Consider the following 24,031-nt stretch of genomic DNA (forward strand, 5'->3'; position numbering starts at 1 on the left):
ACCGGCGCGCCCCTCCCGATCCCGAACGAAAGGCCCACGAGGCTCAGATGTCCGTCACCGCGCAGCCGACCCGCCCCTTCGACCTCGACGCGATCCGGGCCGATTTCCCGATCCTGTCGGAGAAGGTCTACGGCAAGCCGCTCGTCTATCTCGACAACGCCGCCTCGGCCCAGAAGCCGCGCCAGGTGATCGAGCGCATGGTCCACGCCTACGAGCACGAATACGCCAACGTGCATCGCGGCCTGCACTACCTCGCCAACGCCGCCACCGAGGCGTTCGAGGACGCGCGCGAGAAGGTGCGCGCCTTCCTCAACGCCGAGTCGGCCGAGGAGATCGTGTTCACCCGCTCGGCCACCGAGTCGATCAACCTCGTCGCCGCGAGTTTCGGCCGCATGGCCATCCGCGAGGGCGACGAGATCGTGCTGTCGATCATGGAGCATCACTCCAACATCGTGCCGTGGCATTTCCACCGCGAGCGCGAGGGGGCGATCATCCGCTGGGCGCCGGTCGACGAGGCGGGCGAATTCCAGCTCGACGCCTTCGAGAAGCTGCTCAACGAGAACACCAAGATCGTCGCCATCACCCACATGTCGAACGTGCTCGGCACGGTGACGCCGGTGAAGGAGATCATCCGCATCGCCCACGCGCGCGGCATCCCGGTGATGGTCGACGGCAGCCAGGGCGCGGTCCACCTGCCCGTCGACGTGCGCGACCTCGACGCCGACTTTTACGTCTTCACCGGCCACAAGGTGTACGGGCCCACCGGCATCGGCGTGCTGTACGGCAAGCGCAAGTGGCTGGAGCAGATGCCGCCCTTCGCCGGCGGCGGCGAGATGATCCGCGACGTCACGCTCGACGACGTCACCTACGGCGCGCCGCCGCACCGCTTCGAGGCCGGCACGCCGCCCATCGTCCAGGCCATCGGGCTCGGCGCGGCGCTCGACTACATGACCTCCATCGGCCGCGACGCGATCCTGGCGCAGGAGACCAAGCTGCGCGACTACGCCATGCAGCGCCTCGGCGAGATGAACTCGCTGCGCATCTTCGGCCGGGCGCGCGACAAGGGCGCCATCGTCTCCTTCGAGATGCGCGGGGCCCACGCCCACGACGTCGCCACGGTGATCGACCGGGCCGGCGTGGCGGTGCGCGCCGGCACCCATTGCGCGCAGCCGCTGCTCGCCACCTACGGCGTCACCTCCACCTGCCGCGCCTCGTTCGCGTTCTACAATACGCTGGACGAGGTCGACCGCCTTGCCGAGGCCCTGCAAAAGGCCGAAGCTCTGTTCACCTAGGCGCCGCGCGCCGTCCCCCGGACGAATGCCATGAATGACGTAACCGATTTCACTCCCAACAAGCCGGACATCGGCGTTCCCTCGGCGCTGCCGCCGGAGGAGATCGACCGGCTGACCGACGACATCGTCGCCGCGCTCAAGACCGTCTACGACCCCGAGATCCCCGCCGACATCTACGAGCTCGGCCTCGTCTACCGCGTCGACGTCGACGGCGAGCGCAACGTGGCCATCGACATGACGCTGACCGCGCCGGGCTGCCCGGTGGCGGGCGAGATGCCCGGCTGGGTCGAGAACGCCGTGGCGTCGGTGCCCGGCGTCAACTCGGTCAAGGTGACGATGGTGTTCGATCCGCCGTGGGACCAGAGCCGCATGTCGGACGAGGCCCGCGTGGCGCTCGACATGTGGTGAGGGCGCGTTCACGTCTTTTCATTCCGAATCGCGTTGTTAGATAATCAGCGTGTTCCAGCCCGGGCCTTGAACCCGGCCGCATGGAGAGAGCCGAATGGGATCGCTTGCCGACTTCAAAGTGATGTCGCTGACCGACGCCGCCGCCGAGCGCGTGCGGGCCATCGTCACGAACTCGGACCGGCCGCTGGTCGGAGTGCGCGTGGGGGTGCGCAACGGCGGCTGCGCGGGCATGTCGTACACGCTCGACGCCGCCGAGAGCATCGCGCCGGGCGACGAGGTGGTGCGGGACAAGGGCGTCACCGTGCTGGTGGACCCGAAGGCCGTGCTGTTCCTGCTCGGCACGGAGATGGACTTCGTCACCACCAAGCTCGCCTCGCAGTTCGTGTTCAACAACCCCAACCAGACGGCGGCCTGCGGCTGCGGCGAGTCCGTGTCGCTCAGCGCCGCCAGCCCCGACGCGCTGGCGCAGCGGGCCTGAACGGCGCATGGACGCCGCCGACCTCGCCGACCTCTTCGAACCCTGCGGCAAGGTGGCGGTCCGCCGCCTGTTCGGCGGCCACGGCGTCTATGCCGGCCCGGTGATGGTGGCGCTGGAGTCGCGCGGCGTCGTCTATCTGCGCGTCGACGCGCTGAGCCGCGCGGCCTTCGCGGCCGAGCAGTCGGAGCCCTTCGTCTACGAGCGCAGCGGCCGCAAGCCGATGTCGCTGCCGTACTGGCGGCTGCCGGAGGCGGCGTTCGAGGATCCCGACGAGATGCGGCGCTGGTTCGCGATGGCACGCGACGCCGCCATGCGCGCCGCCTCGGCCCGCCGCCCGTCCAGCCGCCGGCGCGGCGATATCGACGAATAAGCGGGACTTGCGGGACGCCCGCCGTCAGGCGACGTCGGACGTCACATCGTCGTCGTGCGGCAGGGAGAAAGGCTCCATCGCCGGCATGTTCGGCGTCTCGCACACCGTGCGGTTGCGGCCTCGGCGCTTGGCCTCCAGCAGGCACTTGTCGGCGCGGTCGAGCAGCATGGCGGCGGTGTCGCCGATGCCGAACGTGGCGACGCCGATGGAGACCGTCAGCCGCCCCAGCGCCTCGCCCGTCGAGCGCTTCACCAGTTCGCGGCCCATCACCGTCTTTCGGATGCGCTCCGCCACCTCGAGCGCGCCGGACAGCTTCGTTTGCGGCAGCAGCACGGCAAACTCCTCGCCGCCGAACCGCGCGGCGGTGTCGATGCTGCGCACTTCGGCGCGGATCGACAGCGCCACGAGCCGCAGCACCTGGTCGCCGGTCAGGTGACCCCAGGTGTCGTTGAACTGCTTGAACCTGTCGACGTCGACCATCAGCAGGCTCAGCGGCTCGCCCGAGAGGGCGGCGTGGTTGCTGCAGCGGTCGATCATGTTGTCGAGGTGCTTGCGGTTGGCCAGCATCGTCAGCGGGTCGGTGAGCGATTCGGTGCGGATCGCCTCCAGCGTCTCGCGCAGCTCCTGCACCTCGTCGCGCTTCTGGCGCAGGCTCGCCTCCAGCGACCGGTTGGCGGCGATGGTCTGCTGGGTGGCGACGAGCAGGCGGCGGACGGTCGCCCGCACGCGGTCGCCGTCGCTGGCCTCGTCGAGGTCCGTCGTCAGCGCGGCCAGCGAGCGGGTGAATTCGTCGTTGGAGCCGATGGCGGACTGGATCAGCATGATCAGCGCGCCGACCTCGGTGAGCACGGCGCCGCCGGTGGACTCGGCGACGGCGGCGAATCGGCTGTCGGAGAGGTGTTCCTCGTAAAGGGCGTCCGTCTGGGCGGGCGAGATGGGCGTCCCGGCGGCCATCAGGCGGGTGAGCGCCGTGCTTAGCGCGGGCCGCTGGCCCTCGCAGTGGGCGTAGAAGACATGATAGGCGCGAGGGTCGCCCGATGCGCCATGGGCGCGCATCAGTTGGATGGCCTGTTCGGCCGTCCTCAGGCTGCTGGCCACGTCCGACATGTCTGTTGCCGTCTCCCGCGATAGTGGTGACGCTTTAGCATCGCCACTGTTAAAGCGGGCCTAACAACCATCATTCGGCAAAGACCAGAACGTATTACCGCGTCCTGACGCTTCGCAACAGGAACGGCGGCACATGATCGCCGAGTCCGATGACCGGCGCCTCGTCGCGATCCTCGCGCGCGGGGCGCTTGCGATCCCGGGCCTGGTCGCCGCGAGGCGCACGAGCCGGGGCAGGGGACCGCTCGGGACGGGGTTCGCGGGGCGCGGGCGCGGCGGCGCGCTCCTCGCGGGGGCGCTCCTCCCGGGGACGCTCTTCGCGGGAACGCTCCTCGCGCGGACGATCCTCGCGGGGACGATCGCCCCTCGGGGCGCGGTCCTCACGGGCGCGGTCCTCGCGGCCGCGGCCCTCGCGGCCTCCGGTGCGGCCCCGGCGCTCGCCCGTGCGGGCGCGGCGCTCGCGCGGCGCGCCGTCATCGTCGGCAGCGGTGGTCGGCCCGTCCCACTCGATGGCGTTGCCGATCATGTGCTCGATGGCGGCGAGCGACTTGCCGTCCTCCGAGGTGACGATGGTGTAGGCGGTGCCCTTGCGGCCCGCGCGGCCGGTGCGGCCGATGCGGTGGACATAGTCCTCGGCGTGATGGGGCACGTCGAAGTTGAACACGTGGCTGACATCGGGGATGTCGAGGCCGCGCGCCGCCACGTCGCTGGCGACGAGAAGCTGCGTCGCGCCGCTGCGGAAGCCTTCCAGCGCCGCCATGCGGGCGCGCTGGTCCATGTCGCCGTGCAACGCCGCGACGTTGAAGCCGTGGCGTTCGAGCGACTTGTGAACCACCTGCACGTCGCGCTTGCGATTGCAGAAGATGATGGCGTTCTTGAAGTCCGGCTGGTTGCGCACGAGGTTGCGCAGCACTTCGCGCTTTCCGGCGGGGTCGTGCCGGGCCGCTATCAGGCGTTGCGTGATCGTCGAGGCTGTGGTTGCCTGACGCGCAACTTCCAATCGTACCGGGTTGTGAAGGAACGTCTCGGTCAGCCGCTGGATTTCCGGCGGCATGGTCGCGGAGAAGAACAGGGTTTGCCTCGTGAAAGGCACCATGCGGCAGATGCGCTCGATGTCCGGGATGAAGCCCATGTCGAGCATCCGGTCGGCTTCGTCGATGACCAGGATCTCGATGCCCGTCAGCAGCAGCTTGCCGCGCTCGAAATGGTCGAGCAGCCGCCCCGGCGTCGCGATCAGCACATCCACGCCGCGCGTGATCTTCATGTCCTGGTCGCCGAACGACACGCCGCCGATGAGCAGCGCGACGTTCAGCTTCTGCTGCGCGCCGTATTTGTTGAAGCTTTCCTCGACCTGCGCGGCCAGTTCGCGCGTCGGCTCGAGGATGAGCGTGCGCGGCATGCGCGCGCGGGCGCGCCCCTGTTCGAGCAGCGTCAGCATCGGCAGCGTGAACGCCGCCGTCTTGCCGGTGCCCGTCTGCGCGATGCCCAGCACGTCGCGCCGGGCCAGCACTTCGGGAATGGCCTGCTCCTGGATGGGAGTCGGCTGCGTGTATCCGGAGGCGGTGACGGCCTCGAGAACTTTCTGGCTCAGTCCAAGATCAGAGAAATTCATGTTTCGCTGCCGCCTCGTATCGCGGCGATCGACGCTCGGTGGCGTGGAATCTCGGTTGGCCGGAAAGCGCGTCGCAGATGATCCTCGGCCAAACCTTATGAGGATGCCGGGAACATAGGGAAATTTGCCCGCAAGTCAATTCGCACATTTACGGGCGTCCCGAACACCCCCGAAGACAGGACATCATGACAGAACCGCTCGTCCTCATTCCCGGCCTCAATTGCACCGATGCGCTGTTCGCCGATCAGGTCGCGGAACTCGGCCGGGGCAGGGCGGTCAGCGTCGCCGATCATCGGCAGGACGAGAGCATCGCCGCCATCGCGGCGCGCGCGCTCGCCGCCGCGCCCGAGCGCTTCGCGCTCGCCGGCCTGTCGATGGGCGGCTACGTCGCGCTCGAGATCGTGCGGATGGCGCCGGCGCGCGTGACCCGCCTGGCGCTGCTCGATACTTCGGCGCGGCCCGACACGCTGGAGGCAACCGCGCGCCGCGGGCGGCTGATGGAGATCGCCGGCCGCGACTTTCCCGCCGTCCACGGGGAGCTGTGGCCCATCCTCGTCGCTCCCGCCCGTCGCAATGACGCGGAACTCGACGCAAAGGTGCGCGCGATGGCCGACGAGACCGGGCCGGAGGCCTTCGTGCGGCAGGAGCGGGCGATCATCGGGCGGATGGACTCGCGGCCCTTCCTCGCGTCCATCGCCGTGCCGACGCTGGTTCTGGTGGGCGAGCACGACGTGCTGACGCCGCCCGACCACGCCATCGAAATGAAGCAGGCGATCCCCGGCGCTAGCCTCGCGGTGATCGAGGAGGCCGGTCACCTCACCGCACTGGAGCGGCCCGGCGAGGTCACCGCCGCGCTTGCGGCATGGCTGGAACGGCCGGCGGCGTGAGGGAGAGGGGCCGCTCGACCCGCCCGATCGAGCTGGTCGTCAGCTCGGGCTCGCGTGGAAACGCGGGCGAGGCGGGGTAGCGACTGGGGCTGGCGGTCGGCAATTCGGCCGAGACCGCCGGCCGCGTCGAGGTGAGGTAGTGGGCCACGGCCGCCGAGCCGACGCACAGCGCCGCCCCCGCGAACAAGGACCCCAACAGCAGGCTCCGACCGGCGATACCGTCCATCGTCCGCGCTCCACGCCGCGCGCCCCCATGTCGAGGATCATGCGCGCGCAAGGTTAACGGAGACTTGCGGACACTCAGGGCGTGCGCGGGCCGAGCATGCGCTGCATGGTGCCGTCGCGCAGCACGCGCTCGTGCCACACCGCGGCGGCGGCATGCACGGCCACCATGGCCATCAGCGCCCAGGAGAGCAGTTCGTGGACCTCCTTCGTCGGGCGCGCCAGCGCGCGGTCCGCGGCGATCGGGGACGGGATCGAAAAGATTCCGAAATCGATGGGCAGGCCGCGCGAGAACGCCGTGGCCAGCCCGGCCACCAGCACCGCGGCGACGACCACGTAGAGCCCCAGGTGCCCGACCTTGGCCAGCAGCGCCATCAGCGCGCCGCCTGCCTCGGAGACCGGCGGGGCCGCGTGGGTGAGTCGCCAGGCCACACGCAGCACGAGGAGCAGCAGCGTGATCGCCCCGAAGGCGACGTGCACCTGCACGACGCCGCGTTCCCAGTCGCGCGGGAAGGCGTCGACGGCGAGCCCGAGCGCCATCAGGCCGAGAACCAGCGCCGCCATCGTCCAGTGGAACGTGCGCGACACGCTGTCGTAATGATGCAAACCCTGCTCGGCGGCCATGCGACCCTTCCTTTCGGCGATCTTCGTTCCCGGGGGATGGGTGCGACCCTAATGGCCGATGCTGACGCGAGGCTGACGGCCGCGCGGGATTTCACGCAGGCGAGGCGTCGCGCCGCCGCCTCAGATGTCGACGAGCTCCGTGGCGAAGGCGGCCCGCTCCTGGATGAAGGAGAACCGCGCCTCCGGCTTGTTGCCCATCAGCCGCTCCACCGAGTCCGCGGTGTCCTCGCGCTCGTCGGAGACGATGCGCACCCGCAGCAGCGTGCGCTTGCGCGGGTCCATCGTGGTTTCCTTGAGCTGCGCCGGCATCATCTCGCCGAGGCCCTTGAATCGGCCGATCTCGACGTTCGACTTGCCCTTGAACACGGTGCGCAGCAGCTCGGCCCGGTGCGCGTCGTCGCGGGCGTAGACCGTCGTGCCGCCGTGCGACAGGCGGTAAAGCGGCGGCACGGCGAGGTAGAGGTGGCCGTTGTCGATGAGGCGCGGCGTCTGGCGGTAGAAGAAGGTGATGAGCAGCGAGGCGATGTGGGCGCCGTCCACGTCGGCGTCCGTCATGATGACGACCTTGTCGTAGCGCAGGTCCTCGTCGCGGTAGTGGCTCCCGCCCCCGCAGCCCAGCGCCTGCATGAGGTCGCCGAGCTGCTGGTTGGCGGCGAGCTTGTCGCGCGTCGCGTTGGCGACGTTGAGGATCTTGCCGCGCAGCGGCAGCACCGCCTGGGTGGCGCGGTCGCGGGCCTGCTTGGCGGAGCCGCCGGCCGAATCGCCTTCCACGATGAACAGCTCCGACCCGGCCGCGCCGGCGGCCGTGCAGTCGGCGAGCTTGCCGGGCAGGCGCAGCTTGCGCACGGCCGTCTTGCGCGCGACCTCCTTCTCCTGGCGGCGGCGCAGTCGCTCCTCGGCGCGGTCGATGCTCCAGTCGAGCAGCTTGTTGGCCTGGGAGGGCGAGGCGGCCAGCCAGTGGTCGAAGGCGTCGCGCACGGCCGTCTCGACGATGCGCGAGGCCTCCAGCGTCGCCAGCTTGTCCTTGGTCTGGCCCTGGAACTCGGGCTCGCGGATGAACACCGACAGCATCGCCGCGCAGGTCGCCATGACGTCGTCGGTGGTGACGGCGGCCGCGCGCTTGCCCTGGCCGACGCGCTCGGCGTGGTCCTTCAGCGCGCGCAGCAGCGCGATGCGCAGGCCCGATTCGTGGGTGCCGCCCTCGGGCGTCGGAATGGTGTTGCAGTAGGAGTTGACGAAGCCGTCCTCGCCGCCGCCGAGCCACGCGATGGCCCATTCCAGCGAGCCGTGCCCGCCCGGCTTCTCGATCTTGCCGGCGAAGATCTGGTCGGCGACCAGCTCGCGCCCCTCGATCTCGCGCGCCAGGTAGTCGCGCAGGCCCGCCGGGAAGCGGAACGTGGCCTCCTCCGGCACGCCGGCGACGCCCTCCAGCAGCGACGGCGCGCACGACCAGCGGATCTCGACGCCGCCGAACAGATAGGCCTTGGAGCGCGCCATCTTGAACAGGCGCTTGGGCGAGAACTTGGCGTCCGCCCCGAAGATCAGCGGGTCCGGGTGGAAGCGCACGCGCGTGCCGCGCCGGTTCTGCACCTTGCCGAGCGCCGTCACCGGCCCCTGCGGGTGGCCGCGCGAGAAGCTCTGGCGGTAAAGCTGCTGGCCGCGCGCCACCTCGACGTCGAGCACGTCCGACAGGGCGTTGACGACCGAGACGCCGACGCCGTGCAGGCCGCCTGAGGTCTCGTAGACCTTGGAGTCGAACTTACCGCCGGCATGCAGCGTGGTCATGATGACCTCGAGCGCCGACTTGTCGGGGAACTTGGGGTGCGAGTCGACCGGGATGCCGCGCCCGTTGTCGGTGACGGTGACGAAGCCGCCTTCCTCCAGCGCCACGTCGATGAAGCTGGCGTGGCCGGCCACCGCCTCGTCCATGGCGTTGTCGATCACCTCGGCGAAGAGGTGGTGCAGCGCCTTCTCGTCGGTGCCGCCGATATACATGCCGGGGCGGCGGCGGACGGGCTCCAGCCCCTCCAGCACCTCGATGTCGGACGCGGTGTAGCCGCTCTCGCCCGGCGTGCCGGACGGCACCGCCGCCAGAGGCGGGCGCTTGCCCGCGGCCTTCGACGCCTTTCCGCCCGCCGCCTCGGCCGGCGGCAGCTTGCGCGCCGCCGCGCCGCCGAAGAGATCCCCTGAATCCGCCATGTATCCCGGCCGCCCTCGATTGATTCGCTTCCGCTTAATATGCCACGCCGCCGCGCGCCAGCCCTCCCCGCGCGAACGAAGGGGATACGCGGGCCGGCCTCACGCCGCCGAGGCGGCGCAAGCGGGGGCGTCGTCATCAACGCCGCAAACACGGCGGCGCGATGGCCGCTTGCTCAGCGACTCGCCCGCGGCCGAGTCGCTTCCGTCGAGCCGGGCGGCCAGCCGCTCCGCGCCGGCGAGCGGCGAGGGGGCCTCGTGGAAGGCGCGCATCACCTCGTCCGGCCGCAGCCCGGCCCGCCTGATGCTGACGCCGCGCCGCTTGCGCAGATGGCGGTTCACCGCCACGAGCCAGGTCATGAACGCGTCGAGCTCGTCGGTTCCGAGCTCGGGCAAAGGGAGGCCGGCGAAGGTCGTCATGGCGGGAATCCGTTGGGTCGATCCGCTGGGTGTCGAGTGGAACAGAGTGCATTCGAGGCGCGAACAAATCAAGTACGATTTCCATGCGACGCGGCCCGCCTCTTGCCGACGCCCAGCATGGGCTTCACAGTGGGGCCAACAAGCTGGCGCCCCCCGGCCGGCGGACATGGAGGGAGCGCATGAGCGGGCAGGGGCTCGGGAGCGACGCCGTTTCGGTCGCGACGGAAGGCGGCGGGCCGGCGGCGGACGCGGCCCCGGCGCGCCGGCCGGATCCGGTGATCCGCAAGATCGGCTTCAACGATCTCGGCGAGGCGCTCGGCGCGGGCCTGCGGGACTTCCAGGCCGCGCCTTTGTTCGGCTTCTTCTTCGGCGGCATCTACGCGCTGGGCGGCATGGCGATCACGTGGTCGGCCTGGGCGGGCGGCCTGCTCTACCTCGTCTATCCGCTGGCGGCCGGCTTCGCGCTGATCGGGCCGTTCGTGGCGGTCGGGCTCTACGAGGTGTCGCGCATCCGCGAGCAGGGGCGGCGGCCGGGCTGGGGCGAGGTGATGCGCGTGGTGTTCGCGCAGAGCGGGCGCGAGTTCGGCTGGATGGCCTTCGTCACCATCTTCATGTTCATGATGTGGATGTACCAGGTGCGGCTGCTGCTGGCGCTGTTCTTCGGCTTCCGCTCGTTCTCGCCGGAGGAGTTCCTCTCCACCGTGCTGACCACGCCCGAGGGGCTGCTGTTCCTCGCCATCGGCCACCTCGACGGCGCGGTGCTGTCGCTGATCCTGTTCTCGCTGACCGTGGTGTCGTTCCCGCTGCTGCTCGACCGCGAGGTCGATTTCATCACCGCCATGATCACCAGCGTGCGCTCGGTGATCGCCAACCCGGGGCCGATGGTCGCCTGGGCGGCGGCCGTCGTGCTGCTGCTGATCGCCGCGTCGCTGCCGCTGTTCGCCGGGCTGTTCGTGGTGCTGCCCATCCTGGGCCACACCACGTGGCATTTGTACCGGCGGCTCGTCGCGCCCGTGCCGGCCGACGGCCCCGCCTGAGGTGGCGGGGCGCGGGGCGATCCACTAGCTTCCAACGCACCCCGCCGCCCGACTCGCCCGGCGGGTTCCGTGGAGACCGCCATGCCGACCGACCCGACCCCGCTCCCCCTGCCGCGCCTCGTGGAGGGCATCTCGCGCTGGGCGGAGATCGAGAGCCCCACGCATGACGCGGCGGCGGTCAACGCCTGCCTCGACGCGGTCGAGCGGGAGGTCGCCGGCGCGCCCGTGGCGCTGGAGCGCCTTCCCGGGCGCGACGGCCTCGGCGACATGCTGGTGCTGCGCGCCGGCCCCCGCACCGAAGCGCCGGGCGTGCTGGTGATGTCCCACCTCGACACGGTGCATCCGGTCGGCACGCTGGCCCGCGACCTGCCGGTGCGCGTCGAGGGCGACCGGCTCTACGGGCCCGGCGTCTACGACATGAAGGGCGGCGCCTATCTGGCGCTGCGCGCCTTCCTCAGTGTCGCGGCCGAGGGCTCGGCGCGCCTGCCGCTGACCTTCCTGTTCACGCCCGACGAGGAGATCGGCTCGCCGATCAGCCGGCCGGTCATCGAGGATTTCGCGCGCCGTTCCGCCTACGCGCTCGTCACCGAGCCCGGGCGCGACGGCGGCAAGGTCGTCACCGGCCGCAAGGGCGTGGGGCGTTTCGACGTCCGGCTGGAAGGGCGGCCCTCGCACGCCGGCTCGCGCCACCAGGACGGGCGCAGCGCCATCCGCGAGGCGGCGCGCCAGATCCTCGACATCGAGGCGATGACCGACTACGGCCACGGCGTCACCACCACGGTCGGCATGATGCAGGGCGGCACGGCGGCCAACGTGGTGCCGCAGCATGCGGGCTTCTGCGTCGACCTGCGCGTCGTCACGGCGAAGGACGGCGAGGACTACGCGGCGCGCATCCTCGGCCTGCGCCCGCACGACCCCGACGTGCGCATCGCGGTGACGGGCGGCATGAACCGCCCGCCCTACGAGAAGGACGACAAGGTCGAGGCCTTGTTCGCCGTCGCCCACGCGCTCGCCAGGGCGGACGGCGTCGAGCTGCTCGACGTCCCGCTCACCGGTGGCGGCAGCGACGGCAACTTCACCGCCGCGCTCGGCGTGCCGACGCTGGACGGGCTCGGCATCGACGGCGACGGGGCGCACACGCTGCAGGAATACGGGCTGATCTCCTCCATCCTGCCGCGCATGCGGCTGATGGAGGGCCTGCTGCGCACGCTGGGCTGAGGCGTTCAGCCCGCCGTCACGATGGCGCGCACGCCGTCGGCGACGAACTGCACCGCCAGCGCCGCGAGGATCACTCCCAGCAGCCGCGTCAGCACGACGTTGCCCGTCACGCCGAGCGCCTTCGAGATGCGCGTCGCGGCGAGGAAGGTGACGAGGCACGACAACGTCACGCCGGCGATCACCGCCATCAGCAGCGCCAGCTTCACCGGGTCGCCCTGGGCCCGCCCGGCCAGCAGGATCGTCGCGGTGATCGCTCCTGGGCCGGCCATCAGCGGAATGGCGAGGGGGAAGGCGGCGACGTTGCGGATATGGTCGAGCGTGATCGCCTTCTCGGCGTGCTCGCCCTTGCGGTCCTGCCGGTTGGCGAACACCATCTCGAAGGCGATCCAGAACAGCAGCAGGCCGCCGGCGATGCGGAACGCCGGCAGGGTGATGCCGAGCGCGGAGAGCAGTTGCGCGCCGACGAAGCCGGACGCCGCCATGATCAGCGCGGCGATGATGCAGGCGCGAATCGCGACCTGGCGGCGTTCCGCCGTGCTCATGCCCGGCGTGATGCCGAGGAACAGCGGCGCCAGGCCGGGCGGATCGACCGTCACGAGCAGGGTGACGAGGGCGGAGGCGAGGAAATCGATCGGCATGGCGCGAGCGTAGCCTGCGCCGGCCCCGCGTGGCCAGAGGGCAGGGCGGGCCTCGCTCGAACCCGCCCCGCATTGCGCAATGTCAACGACGCGGACGACCCCGCGCGGCCACACTCGTCCTGCTCATCCTCCGGAGACCATCATGGCCCATGCCCATTCGTTGAAACGCATCCTGCTGAACCTGGCCCGCTCCAAGCAGCACCCGGACGGGTCGGCCCGGCACGGTTACGACCTCGTCGCGCCGCTCGACGCGGAGGGGCGTCTCGATCCGTCGGCCTGGCACGACGCCAAGGCGCTCTGCCGCGTGCGTCGTTTCTGGGCGGGCGAGCCCGACATGATGGGCCACCTCGTCCACCGCGCCGGCGGGGCTGGCGGGGCGACCTGGCTGTTCGACTACGACGCCACCCAGTCCGACGACGACGAAGCCGGCTACCGCCTCGCCCAGCACGTCTTCCGTCCCGGGGAATACGTCTCCGTCCGCGACGACGAAGGCGAGATGCACACCTTCAAGGTGGTCACCGTCACCGCCGCCTGATCGCGCCGAGGCGGCGGGCTCCGCCCGCCCCACGTCGCCGTTTCCGGTGCAGCGAAGCGCATCGGGCGGGCTCCCGGCGGCCCGTCCCCGGAATGCCGGAGCCTTGGCGCATAGGGCGGACTGGCGTCCGCCCGTCCCCGGAATGCCGTAGCCTTGGCGGAGGCATGTCCGGGGGCCAGCGCATGGATGTTGCCGCGCAGCGGCGCTTCATAGGCCCTTTCATCGGGACGCGCTGACGCGCGACATATTTCGCTAGGCCCCGGACACGGTTCCGCTGGCGCTTCACCGTTCCGGGGACGAGGGGGCGGACTGGCGTCCGCCCGGTGGGCTTTCGGTGCAACGTTCCAGGGACGGCCGAGCCTGTAGGCCCGCAGCCCCAAAGGGCGGACGCCAGTCCGCCCGTCCCCGGAATTCCGGAGCCTTGGCGCACAGGGCGGACGCCAGTCCGCCCGTCCCCGGAATGCCGGAGCCTTGGCGGAGGCATATCCGGGGGCCAGCGCATGGATGATGCCGCGAAGCGGCGCTTCATCAGCCTTTTTCATCAAGACGCGCTGACGCGCGACATATTGCGCTGGGCCCCGGACACGGTTCCGCTGGCGCTTCACCGTTCCGGGGACGGGGGCGGACTGGCGTCCGCCCTGTGCGCTGCGGGGCTCCGGGAACGGGCGGACTTGCGTCCGCCCTTTGAGGCGCGATGTTTGCCGGCGGCAAGGCTTAGACGCGAATTGACGAGTCGACCGTCTACCGCCGCAGCTCCAGCTTCGCCGTGGCGGGCGGGGGAGAGGCGCTGGCGGTCGGCGGTTCGGCCGGGGCGCGCAGCACCATGTTCTGTCCGAGGATGATGGCGCACACGCTCAGCGTCAGCCCGAGCAAAAACGCCGCCGTGCCGCGCAGGAGCGCGCTCATGCGAGCCTCCCGCCGACGGTCGGATCTGCGTGAAAGAGGGCGTCGTTCACCATGCGGGTACGCTGAACACAACTCGGCTGGGTACGACATCGAAAAGACGATGCCCGCCATCGAACAATCATAGGACTTAGCGAAGGCTTAACGGAGGCGGGGCAGGGGGACAATCCGGGGCGGCGTGGCATTTGCGCCGCGCCTGCCGCCCCCGCGCTCCGGGCCGGCGGAGGCGGCCGGCGGGGAACGCATGGCTTGACACACCGCAACGTGGCGGCGGCCGAACCGCTGCAACATCGCCCCGATCGCGCGGCATCATCGAACTTCGTCGCGCCAACAAGGAGTGTTCGCCATGGCCCGGATGAAAGCCGCCATTTTCGTGGAGCCCGGCCGGATCGTCCTGGACGAGAAGCCGGTCCCGGACATCGGACCCAACGACGCGCTGGTCCGCATCACCACCACCACCATCTGCGGCACCGACGTCCATATCCTCAAGGGCGAGTACCCGGTCGAGAGGGGACTGACCATCGGCCACGAGCCCGTCGGGGTCATCGAGAAGCTCGGCTCCGCCGTCACCGGCTACCGCGAAGGCCAGCGCGTCATCGCCGGGGCGATCACGCCCAGCGGCCATTCCTATGCCTGCCTGTGCGGCTGCCACTCGCAGGACGGGGCGGGGACGCGACACGGCTTCAAGGCGATGGGCGGCTGGCGCTTCGGCAACACGATCGACGGCTGCCAGGCCGAGTTCGTCAGGGTGCCCGACGCCATGGTCAACCTGAGCCCCATTCCGGACGGACTGACCGACGAGCAGGTGCTGATGTGCCCCGACATCATGTCGACGGGCTTCTCGGGCGCGGAGAGCGGCCGCATCCGCATCGGCGACACGGTCGTGGTGTTCGCGCTCGGGCCCATCGGCCTGTGCGCGGTGGCGGGCGCGAAGCTGATGGGGGCCACCACCATCATCGGCGTCGACACCGTGCCGAAGCGGCTGGAGACGGCGCGCCGGCTCGGCTGCGACCACGTCATCGACTTCAAGGCGGTCGACCCGGTGGAGGAGGTGATGCGGCTCACCGACGGGCGCGGCGTCGACGTCGCCATCGAGGCGCTCGGCACGCAGCAGACCTTCGAATCGGCGCTGCGCAGCCTGCGGCCGGGCGGCACGCTCTCCAGCCTGGGCGTGTATTCGACGGACCTGACGATCCCGCTCTCCGCCTTCTCGGCGGGGCTGGGCGACAACACCATCGTCACCACGCTGTGCCCTGGCGGCAAGGAGCGCATGCGCCGGCTGATGGAGGTCGTCGCCTCGGGGCGCGCCGACCTCGGGGCGCTCGTCACCCACCGCTACAAACTGGACGACATCGAGGCCGCCTACGACCTCTTCTCGCACCAGCGCGACGGCGTGCTCAAGGTCGCCATCACGCCCTGATCGCGTCGTCTCGGGCTCAGTCCCCGATCTCCCTCGCCGCCCGCGCCTTGTGGGCGGCGAGGGCCATCAGGCGGCGGTCGCGCCACGCCTGGCGCTCGCGCAACTGCTCCGCCGGCAGGCGCTCCCGGCGCTCGCGCTCGATGACGTCGAGCACGTCGCCGCTCCAGTCGGCGCGCCATTGCACGGTCGGGAAGATGCTCGAGTAGATCGACTCGTAGCGCTCCACGTAGTCGCGCACGCCGCCCGGCGCGTTGAGGTCGATGGTCTCGAACGGTCCCATGAACGACCAGCGCAGGGCCAATCCATCACTGATCCCGGCGTCGACGTCCTCGACGCTGGCATAGCCCTCCGCCACGAGGCGGAACGCCTCCTCCAGCAGCGCGCCCTGCAGCCGGTTCATGACGAAGCCGTCCAGCTCGCGTTTCATGACGATGGGCCGGTGGCCGGCGGCGCGCAGGAAGTCGGCCGTGCGCGTTACAGCGGCGGGGTCGGTCCAAGGCGCGGGCACGACCTCGGCGGCCGGGATGAGGTAGGGCGGGTTGATCGGGTGGGCGACGAGGCAGCGGCCCCGCCCGGCCAGTCCCTCGGTGAAGCGCGACGGCAGGATGGCCGAGGTCGAGCTCGCCAGCACGGCCTCCGGCGCGGCGAGGCGGTCGAGTTCGGCGAAGACGGCCTGCTTCAGCTCGACCCGCTCCGGCGTGTTCTCCTGCACATGGACCGCGCCCTCCACCGCCTCGGGCAGCGTGGCGACGGGGCGCATCCGCGCGCGGATCTCGGCCGGCGTCGCGCCGCCGAGCAGATCGTGCGCGGCGAGGTCCGGCAGCAGGTCCTCGATATAGGCGAGCGCGGCGTCGGCGGCCCCCGGCGCGGCGTCCCACAGCGCCGCCTCGTGCCCCGCTCGCGCGAAACTGATGGCCCAGGCGCGTCCGATGAACCCCGACCCGACAATGGCGACCTTGGCCATGCGTTCTCCCTCCCTGCATCGGGCCGCCGGTTCGCGCCCCGTTTCATCCATGGTGGCCCGGATCGGGGAGGAAGCGAAGCGTTTCGACGCGGCGGAACGCGGAAGGGGTTTGCGCGTTGCGGTGACGTGCGAGTCCACACCGCGACGGGACCGCTCTCAGGCCACCATGACCTCCGACGCACCGCCGCCCCGTGGGCGGCCGCGCGCTCTTGGACCGCTCCGCGGAAGGGCGGCCCCAAGCCGGAGACGTCCCATGTTCGAACAAGCGGTTATGGCCAGCGACGCGATGCGCCACACGCGGCTCGGCTCGCTGATCCCGGCGCTGCGCGGCTGCCGCGGCTGCGGCACGCAGCGCATGGTGATGTCGCCCCAGGCGGTCCACTGCTCGGGCTGCGGCGCGGAGCTCGCGATCCTGCCGCGTCCGACCCCGCGCGCCGAGGCGGCCCGCTGATCACAGGCCCTTCGCGACCTCGTCGAGGAGGGCGTAGGAGCGAACGCGCGCGCCGTGGTCGTAGATGGCCGCGGCGATCATCACCTCGTCGACGCCCGTCTCCGCGATGAAGCGGGCGAGCCCGTCGCGCACGGTCTGCGGCGCTCCGACGAAGGAGCGCGCCAGCATCCGCCCCACCTGCATCTTCTCCATCGGCGTCCAGAACGCCTCGATGTCGTCGATGGGCGGCGGCAGCGTTCCGCGCGTGCCGCGCACCATGTGGACGGCTCGCTGCTGGGCCGAGGTGAACAGCCGCCGCGCCTCGGCGTCGGTGTCCGCGACGATGGCGTTGACGCAGGCGATGGCGTAGGGGGCTTGGGCCTGCTCCGAGGGCTGGAAGCGCTCGCGATAGACCTGCAGCGCCGGCAGCAGCGCGTCCGGCGCGAAGTGCGACGCGAAGGCGTAGGGCAGGCCCAGCATGGCGGCGAGCTGCGACCCGAACAGGCTCGAGCCGAGGATCCACAGCGGCACGTTGGAGCCTTCCCCGGGCACCGCCCGCACCGCCTGCTGCGGATCGGCCGGTCCCAGCAGCGCCTGCAACTCCAGGACATCGTTGGGGAAATTGTCGGCTTCCTCGGGCGCGACGCGCAGCGCGCGCAGGGTCCGCTGATCGGTGCCGGGGGCGCGGCCGAGGCCGAGGTCGATGCGGCCCGGAAACAGCGCCTCCAGCGTGCCGAACTGCTCGGCGATGACGAGGGGCGCGTGGTTGGGCAGCATGACGCCGCCGGACCCGACGCGGATGCGGCGCGTCGCGGCGGCGACCTGGCCGACGACGACGGCTGTCGCCGCGCTGGCGATCCCCGCCATGTTGTGGTGCTCCGCCAGCCAGTAGCGGACATAGCCCATGCCGTCGACGTGGCGGGCGAGGTCGATGGTGTTGCGCAGCGCGTCGCCGGGGGTCGCGCCCTGGGGCACCGGGGCGAGGTCGAGCACGGACAGCGCGGTCATGGGCGGGTCTCCTGGGAAGCCAGGATGTAGAGCGGCGGGGCTCCTGCCGCAATGCCCGGGCCGCCTACCCGGCGGCCCGCGCGGCGGCCAGGAGGTCCAGCGTGCGGCCGTCCGCCGCGCCGCCGTAGAACGTCTCGAGCCCTTGCTGGAAGAGCCCTTTCTCCTCGCCCTCGGCGGCCTCACGGAAGAGGGTGAGGCAGGAGCGCAGCTTCATGTCGTCGGGGCGACCGAGGATGTCGGTGGCGCTGCTTGGGGCGTGGGCGAGGACGAGTTGCACGGAGTGCCGCAGCCGCTCGCCCAGCACCGCGTGGGCGAGGTAGGCGCGCGCCTCGGCGAGGTCGGCGATGCCGTAGAACTGGGCGAAGTCGCTCGCCCCGAGCCCGCGCAGCTGGGGGAAGATGAACCACATCCAGTGGGTCTGCTTGCGGCCGGCCGCCAATTCCTGGTTCACCCGGCCGATCACGGGGTCCTGGGCCTGCACGAAGCGGGAGAGGTCGGCGGGCCGCATGGGAGCCTCCGGAACCGTTGACGCGGGCGCGAGCCTAGACCCTCCCGACGCCGCGCGCGAGCGCGACCGTGGCCCCAGGCGACGGTTTGTTTCGCGGCGTTCAGCGGAAGGTGGAGAGGTGGATGCTCGTCTCGGTGGCGTGGATGCCCTTGATCAACCGAATGCGCTCCAGCACGGCCGAGAGCTCCGCCATCGAGGCGGCCCGCAGCTCGGCCAGCAGGTCCCAGCGGCCGTTGGTGTCGTGCAGCGCCTCGACGCCCGGTTCGCCGAGCAGGCGACGCACCACGGCGCGCGACTGGTTGCCCTCGATCTGGATGCTCATCCAGGCGCGGATCACGTTGGGCTCGGCCTCGGGGCCGACGAGGGCCTGGTAGCCGCGGATGACGTGGTCCTTCTCCAGCTTGCGCATGCGGTTGGTGACGGTCCCGCGCGACACGCCGAGCGTGGCGGCGAGCTCGGCGACGCTGGCGCGGGCGTTGTGGCGCAGCAGCGCGATGAGTCGGGCGTCGGTGTCGTCCATGGGCGGCTCCCGTTGCCGATCCGGCAATTCTCCATTGCAGAATGACAGAAAATGCCCGGATTCGCGAGACTTCTGCCGATTTTCACTGACGCCGTTCCCCGCCATGCTTCGCCCATCGCCAGCATCCATTGCCAGCAGGAGAGGACGACGACATGCGCCACCCCCGGGACACGATGTTTCTCAGCACCGCCGACGTGATCGCCATCGTCCGGCGGCTCGGCGTCGCCGCGTGTCTCGACCGCATGGCGCGGCGCATCGAGGCGGATTTCCGCCGCTGGCCGGAGTTCACCAAGCAGGCCCGCGTGGGGCATCACAGCGACACGGGCGTCATCGAGCTGATGCCGATCTCCGACGCGCGCGCCTATTCCTTCAAGTACGTCAACGGCCACCCCGGCAACCCGCGCCACGGGCTGCCGACGGTGATGGCCTTCGGCGTGCTCGCCGACATGGAGACCGGCCAGCCGGTGCTGCTCAGCGAGCTGACGCTGACCACGGCGCTGCGCACGGCCGCCACCTCGGCCATGGCGGCGCGATTCCTCGCCCGGCCCGACAGCCGCACCATGGCGCTGATCGGCAACGGCGCGCAGAGCGAGTTCCAGGCGCTGGCCTTCCACCACCTTCTTGGCGTCGATCGGCTGCGGCTGTTCGACACCGAGCCGCAGGCCACCGCCAAGCTCGTGCGCAACCTCGCAAACGTGCCGGGGATGACCCTCGAGGTCTGCTCCAGCGTCGCCGAGGCCGTGCGCGGGGCCGACATCGTGACGACGGTGACGGCCGACAAGGCCAACGCCACGGTGGTGACGCCGGACATGATCGCGCCCGGCATGCACCTCAACGCGGTGGGCGGCGACTGCCCCGGCAAGACGGAGCTGCACGCCGACGTGCTGCGCGCCGGGCCGGTGTTCGTCGAGTTCGAGCCGCAGTCGCGCATCGAGGGCGAGATCCAGCAGATGCCGGAGAGCTTCGCCTGCACCGAATTGTGGCGCGTCATCCTCGGCGAGGCGGAAGGGCGGCGCGATCCCGCGCAGGTGACGATCTTCGACTCGGTCGGCTTCGCGCTGGAGGATTTCTCGGCGCTGCACGTGATGCAGGACGCGGCGCGTGAACTCGGCCTCGGCCGCAAGCTGGACCTCATCGCCCGCTCCGACGACCCGCGCGACCTGTTCGGGCTGATCGGCGGCGCGACGTCCTCGCGCGCCGCCGCGTAGCGAAGGTCACGGTCCGCTCCGGCGCGTGGAACGTCACGCCGCGCGCGGGGTTTCCACTTCCGAACCAACAGAGGGAGTGGACCATGGACCAGAACAGGATCGAGGGCGCCGCGCGAGAGGGCGCGGGCGTCGTGCGGCAGGCGGCCGGCAGCATCATGGGCGACACCGGCGCCGAGATCGGCGGGCGCATCGACGAACTGGCCGGCCAGGCGCAGCGCGCCGTGGGCCGCGCCATGGACGACGTGCGCGACACCGCCTCCTACTACGCCGACCACGCCAACGAGTACGTGGGCGAGTACATGGGCGACTATGTGGACGGGGCGCGCCAGCACCTCGACACGGCGACGGGCACGGTGTCCGAGTATGTGCGCGCCAACCCGCTCCTGGCGATCGGCGCGGCCTTCGCCATCGGCGTCTTCCTCGGCTCCCGCCGGTAAGCCGACCGGCCCGCGGGCGCGCAGCCCGCGGGCTTATCTCCACGGCGGCGAACTTTGGAATAGAGTTGAGAAGGTCTCCACAAGTTATTGGCCTATAAGGCTCCGCACGTCCCCGGACCGGCGCAGCGGAGCGGAACCGGATACGGGGCCCAGCGCAATTTGTCGCGCGTCAGCGCGTCCTTATCGGTTTCCCATTGAGCGCCGCTTCGCGGCATCATCCATGCGCTGGCCCCCGGATTCCCCTCCGCTTCGCTGCGGGGCTCCGGGGACGGGCGGACTGGCGTCCGCCCGTGTGACTCGCGGGCCTCCGGCCCGCCCGTTCCCGGACCGGTGGAGCGCCAGCGGAACCGGAGCCGGGACCCCGCGCAATATGCCGCGCGTCAGCGCGTCCCTATAAGATGGCTCACTGCCCGCGCTACTGCGCGGCGGCGACGGCGCGGGGGCCGAGCAGGCGGTCGATGGCGCGGGCGAGGTCTTCCTGGCGGTAGGGCTTGGCGAGGCGCGGCAGGTCGAGGCGGCCCGCTCCGCCGATCTCCGACTGGCCGCTGGTGATGAGGATGGGCAGGTCCGGCCACGAGGCGCGGATGCGCTCGGCGAGCTGCAGGCCGTTCATGCCGGGCATCGAGAAGTCGGACACCACGAGATCGAAGGGTTCGTCGCCGCCCAGCAGTTCCAGCGCGCGCGCGCCCGATTCCGCCTGGGTGACGTGGTGCTCCAGGTCCTCCAGCATGGCCGCCGTGCTGAGCATGACCAGCGGATCGTCCTCCACCAGCAGCACGCGGTAGCCCCGCGCGGCGCCATGGGGCTGTTCCGCCTGCGGCTCGGCGGAGCGCGGCTCGGCCTGGGCGCGCGGCAGCCAGAGTTCCACGGTCGTGCCGTGGCCGGCGAGGCTGAGCAGGCGCATCGCGCCGCCCGACTGCACCGCGAAGCCGTGCGCCATCGACAGGCCGAGCCCGGTGCCCTTGCCAACGCCCTTGGTGGTGAAGAACGGCTCCGCCGCGAGCGCCAGCGTCGCCTCGTCCATGCCCACGCCGGTATCGGTGACGCGGATGCAGACATAGGAGCCCGGCGCGAGCGCCAGCGCGTTGGACGCGCCGACGGTTTCCTCGCGCGCCGAGATGCCGATGCGGCCGCCCTCCGGCATGGCGTCGCGCGCGTTCACCGCGAGGTTGAGCAGCGTCAGCTCGAGCTGGTGGGGGTCGACCCGCACGGGCGGCAGGCCCGGCGGAAAGGCGGCGTCGATCTGGACGGCGTGGCCGATGGAGCGGCGCATGAGATCGCCCATGCTGCGCACGAGCTGCGCGACGTCGACCACGTCGGGCGCGAGGTCCTGCTTGCGCGCGAAGGCCAGCAGGCGCTGGGTCAAGGACGCGCCGCGCTGCGCGCCCTGCAGGGCCGTTTCCAGCAGCCGCGAGACGCGTGCGTCGGGCTGCATGCGCTTTCGCGCCAGCTCGAGGTTGCCGATGATGACGGCGAGCAGGTTGTTGAAGTCGTGCGCGATGCCGCCGGTGAGCTGGCCGATGCTCTCCATCTTCTGCGATTGCAGAAGGCGCTGCTCGGCGGCGAGGCGCTGGCTGGTTTCCTCTTGCAGCCGCCGCAGCGCGAGCTGTTCCGCGCCGAAGCGGCGCAGCGCCATGCTGGAGACGCCGACCAGCGTCAGCGAGGCGGCCAGCGCCACAAGGCCGTAGAGCTTGAGATTGTTCCACCACGCGTCCAGCACGCTGGACACGTCGCGAGCGAACACGACAAAGACGGGGTAGGGGGCCACGCGGCGGGTGGCGAACAGGCGGTCGACGCCGTCGATCATCGACACGACGCGCCCTTCCTGCCGGTCCGGCGCGTCGGTGAAGGCGCTGACCTTGGCCATCTCTCCTGAAGGCAGCGGCGGGTCGCGCACCAGCACCGTGCCGTCGCGCCGCACCAGTGTGGCGGCGTGGCCGCCGGCCGGCGCCATCTCCTCGTAGAAGCGCGCGAAGTAGTCGGGGCTCAGCGCCACGTGGATGGTGCCGTCGAAACGGCCGTCCGGCGTCGAGCGCCGGCGGCTCATGGCGAAGGACGGCGTGCGGGTGGCGCGGCCGGTGAACGGCAGGCTGATATAGGTGCCGGCGTTGCGTTCGACCTGCGCCCGGAAGAAGTCGCGGTCGGCGATGTTGACCTTGCGGTCCCAGTCCTGGCTGCCGGCCCGCACGACGCCATCCTTGTCGGCGATCCAGATCGACACCGCCTGGGCGAGCGGCCGCTTCAATGCGCGCAGGAAGTCGCTGGTCTCGGGGGCCGAGATCTGGTCCCAGCTCTGGTCGCGGATGCGGTCGTCGACCCGCGACAGCACGAGGTCGATCGTGTCGAGCACCTTGGCCGCATGCTCGTGCATGGCGGCGGCGGTACGCACGGTGGCCTCCTGCCCGGCGCGCAAGGTTTCGAGCCGGTTCGAGTAGGCCGCGCCGACGAACACCACGGCGGGAACCAGCAGTGCGGCGGCGAGCACCACCTGGAACACGCGCGTGGCGGAGCTGGGCGGGCCCGGCGACACGACGGGCGTCAACGGCGCGCGCCTTCGGCCGCCCGCGGAACAGCCCGGTCCCTACCTGGCCGCTCTAGCGCCATCTGGAAAAGCTGAAACATCGCGGCGCCGGTCGTCGGAAACAGAATAATCCCAACGCGCGGAGGGGGAGATGGTTCCCTCGAAGTGCGGGCTCCCGGCCCGGATTCCCGGGGGGGACCGGCGTCCGCCCTTTGGGGTTGCGGGCGCGGCGGGCGCATTAAAAAACGCGCAGTTGTCATAACCGGACGGTTACAAGAGCCGTCCGGAAAGGGCGTTTCGCCGGCATTGACGCCCGACCTGGACGCCCGATTGGGACCCCGCCTCGAGGGCCCGCCTTTCGGGCGGTCTCAGGGCCGCAGGTAGGAGAGAACCACGTCGACCACGTGTTCGCCCCAGGCGTCCAGCTCGGCCGGCGCGGCGAGGTCGCGGCCGAACACGGTGGAGAGCGTATAGCGGTTCGAGAGATAGAAAAAGCCCAGGCTTGCGATCGTGATGTAGACCTTCACCGGCTCCGCGTCGCGGCGGAACACGCCGTCCTTCGCGCCCTTCTCCAGCAGGTCCTTGATCATCGCGACCAGAGGCGAGTGCAGGTTGAAGATGCGCGCCGAGCGCTTCAGGAACTTGGCTTTGTTGAGGTTCTCCGTGCCGAGCAGGCTCAGGAATTCGGGGTGGTCGATGAAGTAGCGCCAGGTGAACAGCGCCAGCTCGCGCATGCCCTCGCGCGGGCTCTTCTCGGTGAGCCGCAGCCGCGCCTCGGCGGCGCGGATCGCCACGTAGGCGCTTTCCAGCACCGCCAGGTACAGCGCCTCCTTGTCCCCGAAATAGTGGTAGAGCATGCGCTTGTTGGCGCCCGCCCGCTTGGCGATGGCGTCGACGCGCGCGCCGCCGAAGCCCTTGTCCATGAACTCGCGCGTGGCGGCCTGCAGAATGGCCGCGCTGGTGCGCTCGGGATCGCGCACCCCTTTCTCCCGGCGGATCACCGGCCGCATCCTCGGGGTCCCCGGTGCTGACGTCTCGGACACGCCTGTGCTCCTGTGGCCGCCTTCGCGG

The 24,031-nt window shown here is 70.9% G+C and carries 26 protein-coding genes; 12 read left to right on the forward strand and 14 right to left on the reverse strand.

Going from position 1 to position 24,031, the window contains the following annotated elements:
* The first annotated feature begins 47 nt into the window (after positions 1-47).
* From NK718_RS17320 to NK718_RS17335, 4 genes are all read left to right on the forward strand, one after another.
* A complete protein-coding gene (locus tag NK718_RS17320) occupies positions 48-1,292 on the forward strand; it encodes a cysteine desulfurase (RefSeq protein ID WP_254744825.1) in 1,245 nt (414 codons plus the stop codon).
* A 30-nt stretch (positions 1,293-1,322) separates the two neighbouring features.
* Positions 1,323-1,700, forward strand: coding sequence for an SUF system Fe-S cluster assembly protein (locus tag NK718_RS17325; RefSeq protein WP_254744827.1), 378 nt, complete (start codon positions 1,323-1,325; stop codon positions 1,698-1,700).
* Positions 1,701-1,794: 94 nt separating this feature from the next.
* Positions 1,795-2,178, forward strand: a complete 384-nt coding sequence (locus tag NK718_RS17330) for a HesB/IscA family protein (protein ID WP_254744829.1) — start codon at positions 1,795-1,797, stop codon at positions 2,176-2,178.
* A gap of 7 nt (positions 2,179-2,185) precedes the next feature.
* Complete coding sequence (locus NK718_RS17335; protein WP_254744831.1) at positions 2,186-2,548, forward strand: TfoX/Sxy family protein; 363 nt, start codon at positions 2,186-2,188, stop codon at positions 2,546-2,548.
* 24 nt (positions 2,549-2,572) lie between these two features.
* Here NK718_RS17335 and NK718_RS17340 read toward each other — a convergent pair whose 3' ends face one another.
* The gene (locus tag NK718_RS17340) at positions 2,573-3,655 is read right to left on the reverse strand and encodes a GGDEF domain-containing protein (RefSeq protein ID WP_254744833.1); all 1,083 of its coding nucleotides are present in this window, start codon (positions 3,653-3,655) and stop codon (positions 2,573-2,575) included.
* A gap of 94 nt (positions 3,656-3,749) precedes the next feature.
* The gene (locus tag NK718_RS17345) at positions 3,750-5,264 is read right to left on the reverse strand and encodes a DEAD/DEAH box helicase (protein ID WP_254744835.1); all 1,515 of its coding nucleotides are present in this window, start codon (positions 5,262-5,264) and stop codon (positions 3,750-3,752) included.
* Positions 5,265-5,449: 185 nt separating this feature from the next.
* Between NK718_RS17345 and NK718_RS17350 the strand changes: the two genes are divergently transcribed.
* Entirely contained in the window at positions 5,450-6,151 is a 702-nt protein-coding gene (locus NK718_RS17350) for an alpha/beta fold hydrolase (RefSeq protein WP_254744837.1), read from the forward strand.
* Here NK718_RS17350 and NK718_RS17355 read toward each other — a convergent pair.
* The 4 genes from NK718_RS17355 to NK718_RS17370 all read right to left on the reverse strand — a co-directional run bounded on the left by NK718_RS17355 (position 6,108) and on the right by NK718_RS17370 (position 9,613).
* Positions 6,108-6,347 carry a hypothetical protein gene (locus NK718_RS17355; RefSeq protein WP_254744839.1) on the reverse strand — a complete coding sequence of 80 codons (240 nt, stop codon included), beginning with the start codon at positions 6,345-6,347 and terminating at the stop codon, positions 6,108-6,110. The genes NK718_RS17350 and NK718_RS17355 overlap by 44 nt on opposite strands.
* Before the next feature lie 104 nt (positions 6,348-6,451).
* Positions 6,452-6,997 carry a cytochrome b gene (locus NK718_RS17360; protein WP_254744841.1) on the reverse strand — a complete coding sequence of 182 codons (546 nt, stop codon included), beginning with the start codon at positions 6,995-6,997 and terminating at the stop codon, positions 6,452-6,454.
* 120 nt (positions 6,998-7,117) lie between these two features.
* Entirely contained in the window at positions 7,118-9,196 is a 2,079-nt protein-coding gene (gene parE, locus NK718_RS17365) for a DNA topoisomerase IV subunit B (protein ID WP_254744843.1), read from the reverse strand.
* Positions 9,197-9,295: 99 nt separating this feature from the next.
* Positions 9,296-9,613, reverse strand: coding sequence for a hypothetical protein (locus NK718_RS17370; RefSeq protein ID WP_254744845.1), 318 nt, complete (start codon positions 9,611-9,613; stop codon positions 9,296-9,298).
* A 179-nt stretch (positions 9,614-9,792) separates the two neighbouring features.
* Here NK718_RS17370 and NK718_RS17375 point away from each other — a divergent pair, with 179 nt between their 5' ends.
* The gene (locus tag NK718_RS17375; protein WP_254744847.1) at positions 9,793-10,650 is read left to right on the forward strand and encodes a DUF2189 domain-containing protein; all 858 of its coding nucleotides are present in this window, start codon (positions 9,793-9,795) and stop codon (positions 10,648-10,650) included.
* An 81-nt stretch (positions 10,651-10,731) separates the two neighbouring features.
* On the forward strand, positions 10,732-11,868 hold the full coding sequence (locus NK718_RS17380) for a M20 family metallopeptidase (RefSeq protein ID WP_254744849.1): 1,137 nt from the start codon (positions 10,732-10,734) through the stop codon (positions 11,866-11,868).
* Between the two features lie 5 nt (positions 11,869-11,873).
* Here NK718_RS17380 and NK718_RS17385 read toward each other — a convergent pair whose 3' ends face one another.
* Entirely contained in the window at positions 11,874-12,506 is a 633-nt protein-coding gene (locus NK718_RS17385) for a MarC family protein (RefSeq protein WP_254744851.1), read from the reverse strand.
* A gap of 142 nt (positions 12,507-12,648) precedes the next feature.
* On the opposite strand from NK718_RS17385, the gene NK718_RS17390 reads away from it, so the two are divergent.
* Positions 12,649-13,041, forward strand: a complete 393-nt coding sequence (locus tag NK718_RS17390; protein ID WP_254744853.1) for a hypothetical protein — start codon at positions 12,649-12,651, stop codon at positions 13,039-13,041.
* Positions 13,042-13,782: 741 nt separating this feature from the next.
* Here the strand turns inward: NK718_RS17390 and NK718_RS17395 are convergent.
* Positions 13,783-13,947 (reverse strand): hypothetical protein, encoded by a 165-nt coding sequence (locus NK718_RS17395; protein ID WP_254744855.1) that lies wholly within the window; start codon positions 13,945-13,947, stop codon positions 13,783-13,785.
* A 343-nt stretch (positions 13,948-14,290) separates the two neighbouring features.
* On the opposite strand from NK718_RS17395, the gene NK718_RS17400 reads away from it, so the two are divergent.
* Positions 14,291-15,364 (forward strand): NAD(P)-dependent alcohol dehydrogenase, encoded by a 1,074-nt coding sequence (locus tag NK718_RS17400; protein ID WP_254744857.1) that lies wholly within the window; start codon positions 14,291-14,293, stop codon positions 15,362-15,364.
* 16 nt (positions 15,365-15,380) lie between these two features.
* Here NK718_RS17400 and NK718_RS17405 read toward each other — a convergent pair whose 3' ends face one another.
* Entirely contained in the window at positions 15,381-16,328 is a 948-nt protein-coding gene (locus NK718_RS17405; RefSeq protein ID WP_254744859.1) for a 3-hydroxyacyl-CoA dehydrogenase, read from the reverse strand.
* A 253-nt stretch (positions 16,329-16,581) separates the two neighbouring features.
* Here NK718_RS17405 and NK718_RS17410 point away from each other — a divergent pair, with 253 nt between their 5' ends.
* Complete coding sequence (locus NK718_RS17410) at positions 16,582-16,779, forward strand: hypothetical protein (protein ID WP_254744861.1); 198 nt, start codon at positions 16,582-16,584, stop codon at positions 16,777-16,779.
* On the opposite strand, the gene NK718_RS17415 is transcribed toward NK718_RS17410, so the two are convergent.
* From NK718_RS17415 to NK718_RS17425, 3 genes are all read right to left on the reverse strand, one after another.
* On the reverse strand, positions 16,780-17,766 hold the full coding sequence (locus NK718_RS17415; RefSeq protein WP_254744863.1) for an LLM class flavin-dependent oxidoreductase: 987 nt from the start codon (positions 17,764-17,766) through the stop codon (positions 16,780-16,782).
* A 64-nt stretch (positions 17,767-17,830) separates the two neighbouring features.
* Positions 17,831-18,274, reverse strand: coding sequence for a DUF1810 domain-containing protein (locus tag NK718_RS17420; protein ID WP_254744865.1), 444 nt, complete (start codon positions 18,272-18,274; stop codon positions 17,831-17,833).
* Positions 18,275-18,374: 100 nt separating this feature from the next.
* The gene (locus NK718_RS17425; protein WP_254744867.1) at positions 18,375-18,794 is read right to left on the reverse strand and encodes an Lrp/AsnC family transcriptional regulator; all 420 of its coding nucleotides are present in this window, start codon (positions 18,792-18,794) and stop codon (positions 18,375-18,377) included.
* A 152-nt stretch (positions 18,795-18,946) separates the two neighbouring features.
* Here NK718_RS17425 and ocd point away from each other — a divergent pair, with 152 nt between their 5' ends.
* Positions 18,947-20,002: an ornithine cyclodeaminase gene (gene ocd, locus NK718_RS17430; protein WP_254744868.1), complete on the forward strand. Its 1,056-nt coding sequence runs from the start codon at positions 18,947-18,949 to the stop codon at positions 20,000-20,002.
* 83 nt (positions 20,003-20,085) lie between these two features.
* The gene (locus tag NK718_RS17435) at positions 20,086-20,439 is read left to right on the forward strand and encodes a CsbD family protein (protein ID WP_254744870.1); all 354 of its coding nucleotides are present in this window, start codon (positions 20,086-20,088) and stop codon (positions 20,437-20,439) included.
* 415 nt (positions 20,440-20,854) lie between these two features.
* On the opposite strand, the gene NK718_RS17440 is transcribed toward NK718_RS17435, so the two are convergent.
* Together NK718_RS17440 and NK718_RS17445 are read right to left on the reverse strand one after the other, a co-directional pair.
* A complete protein-coding gene (locus NK718_RS17440; RefSeq protein ID WP_254744872.1) occupies positions 20,855-22,981 on the reverse strand; it encodes a hybrid sensor histidine kinase/response regulator family protein in 2,127 nt (708 codons plus the stop codon).
* A 347-nt stretch (positions 22,982-23,328) separates the two neighbouring features.
* Complete coding sequence (locus NK718_RS17445; RefSeq protein WP_254744874.1) at positions 23,329-23,970, reverse strand: TetR/AcrR family transcriptional regulator; 642 nt, start codon at positions 23,968-23,970, stop codon at positions 23,329-23,331.
* Between the last annotated feature and the right edge of the window lie 61 nt (positions 23,971-24,031).

Source organism: Alsobacter ponti, assembly GCF_024294805.1.
In the GTDB taxonomy this organism is placed as follows: Bacteria; Pseudomonadota; Alphaproteobacteria; order Rhizobiales; family Beijerinckiaceae; genus Alsobacter; species Alsobacter ponti.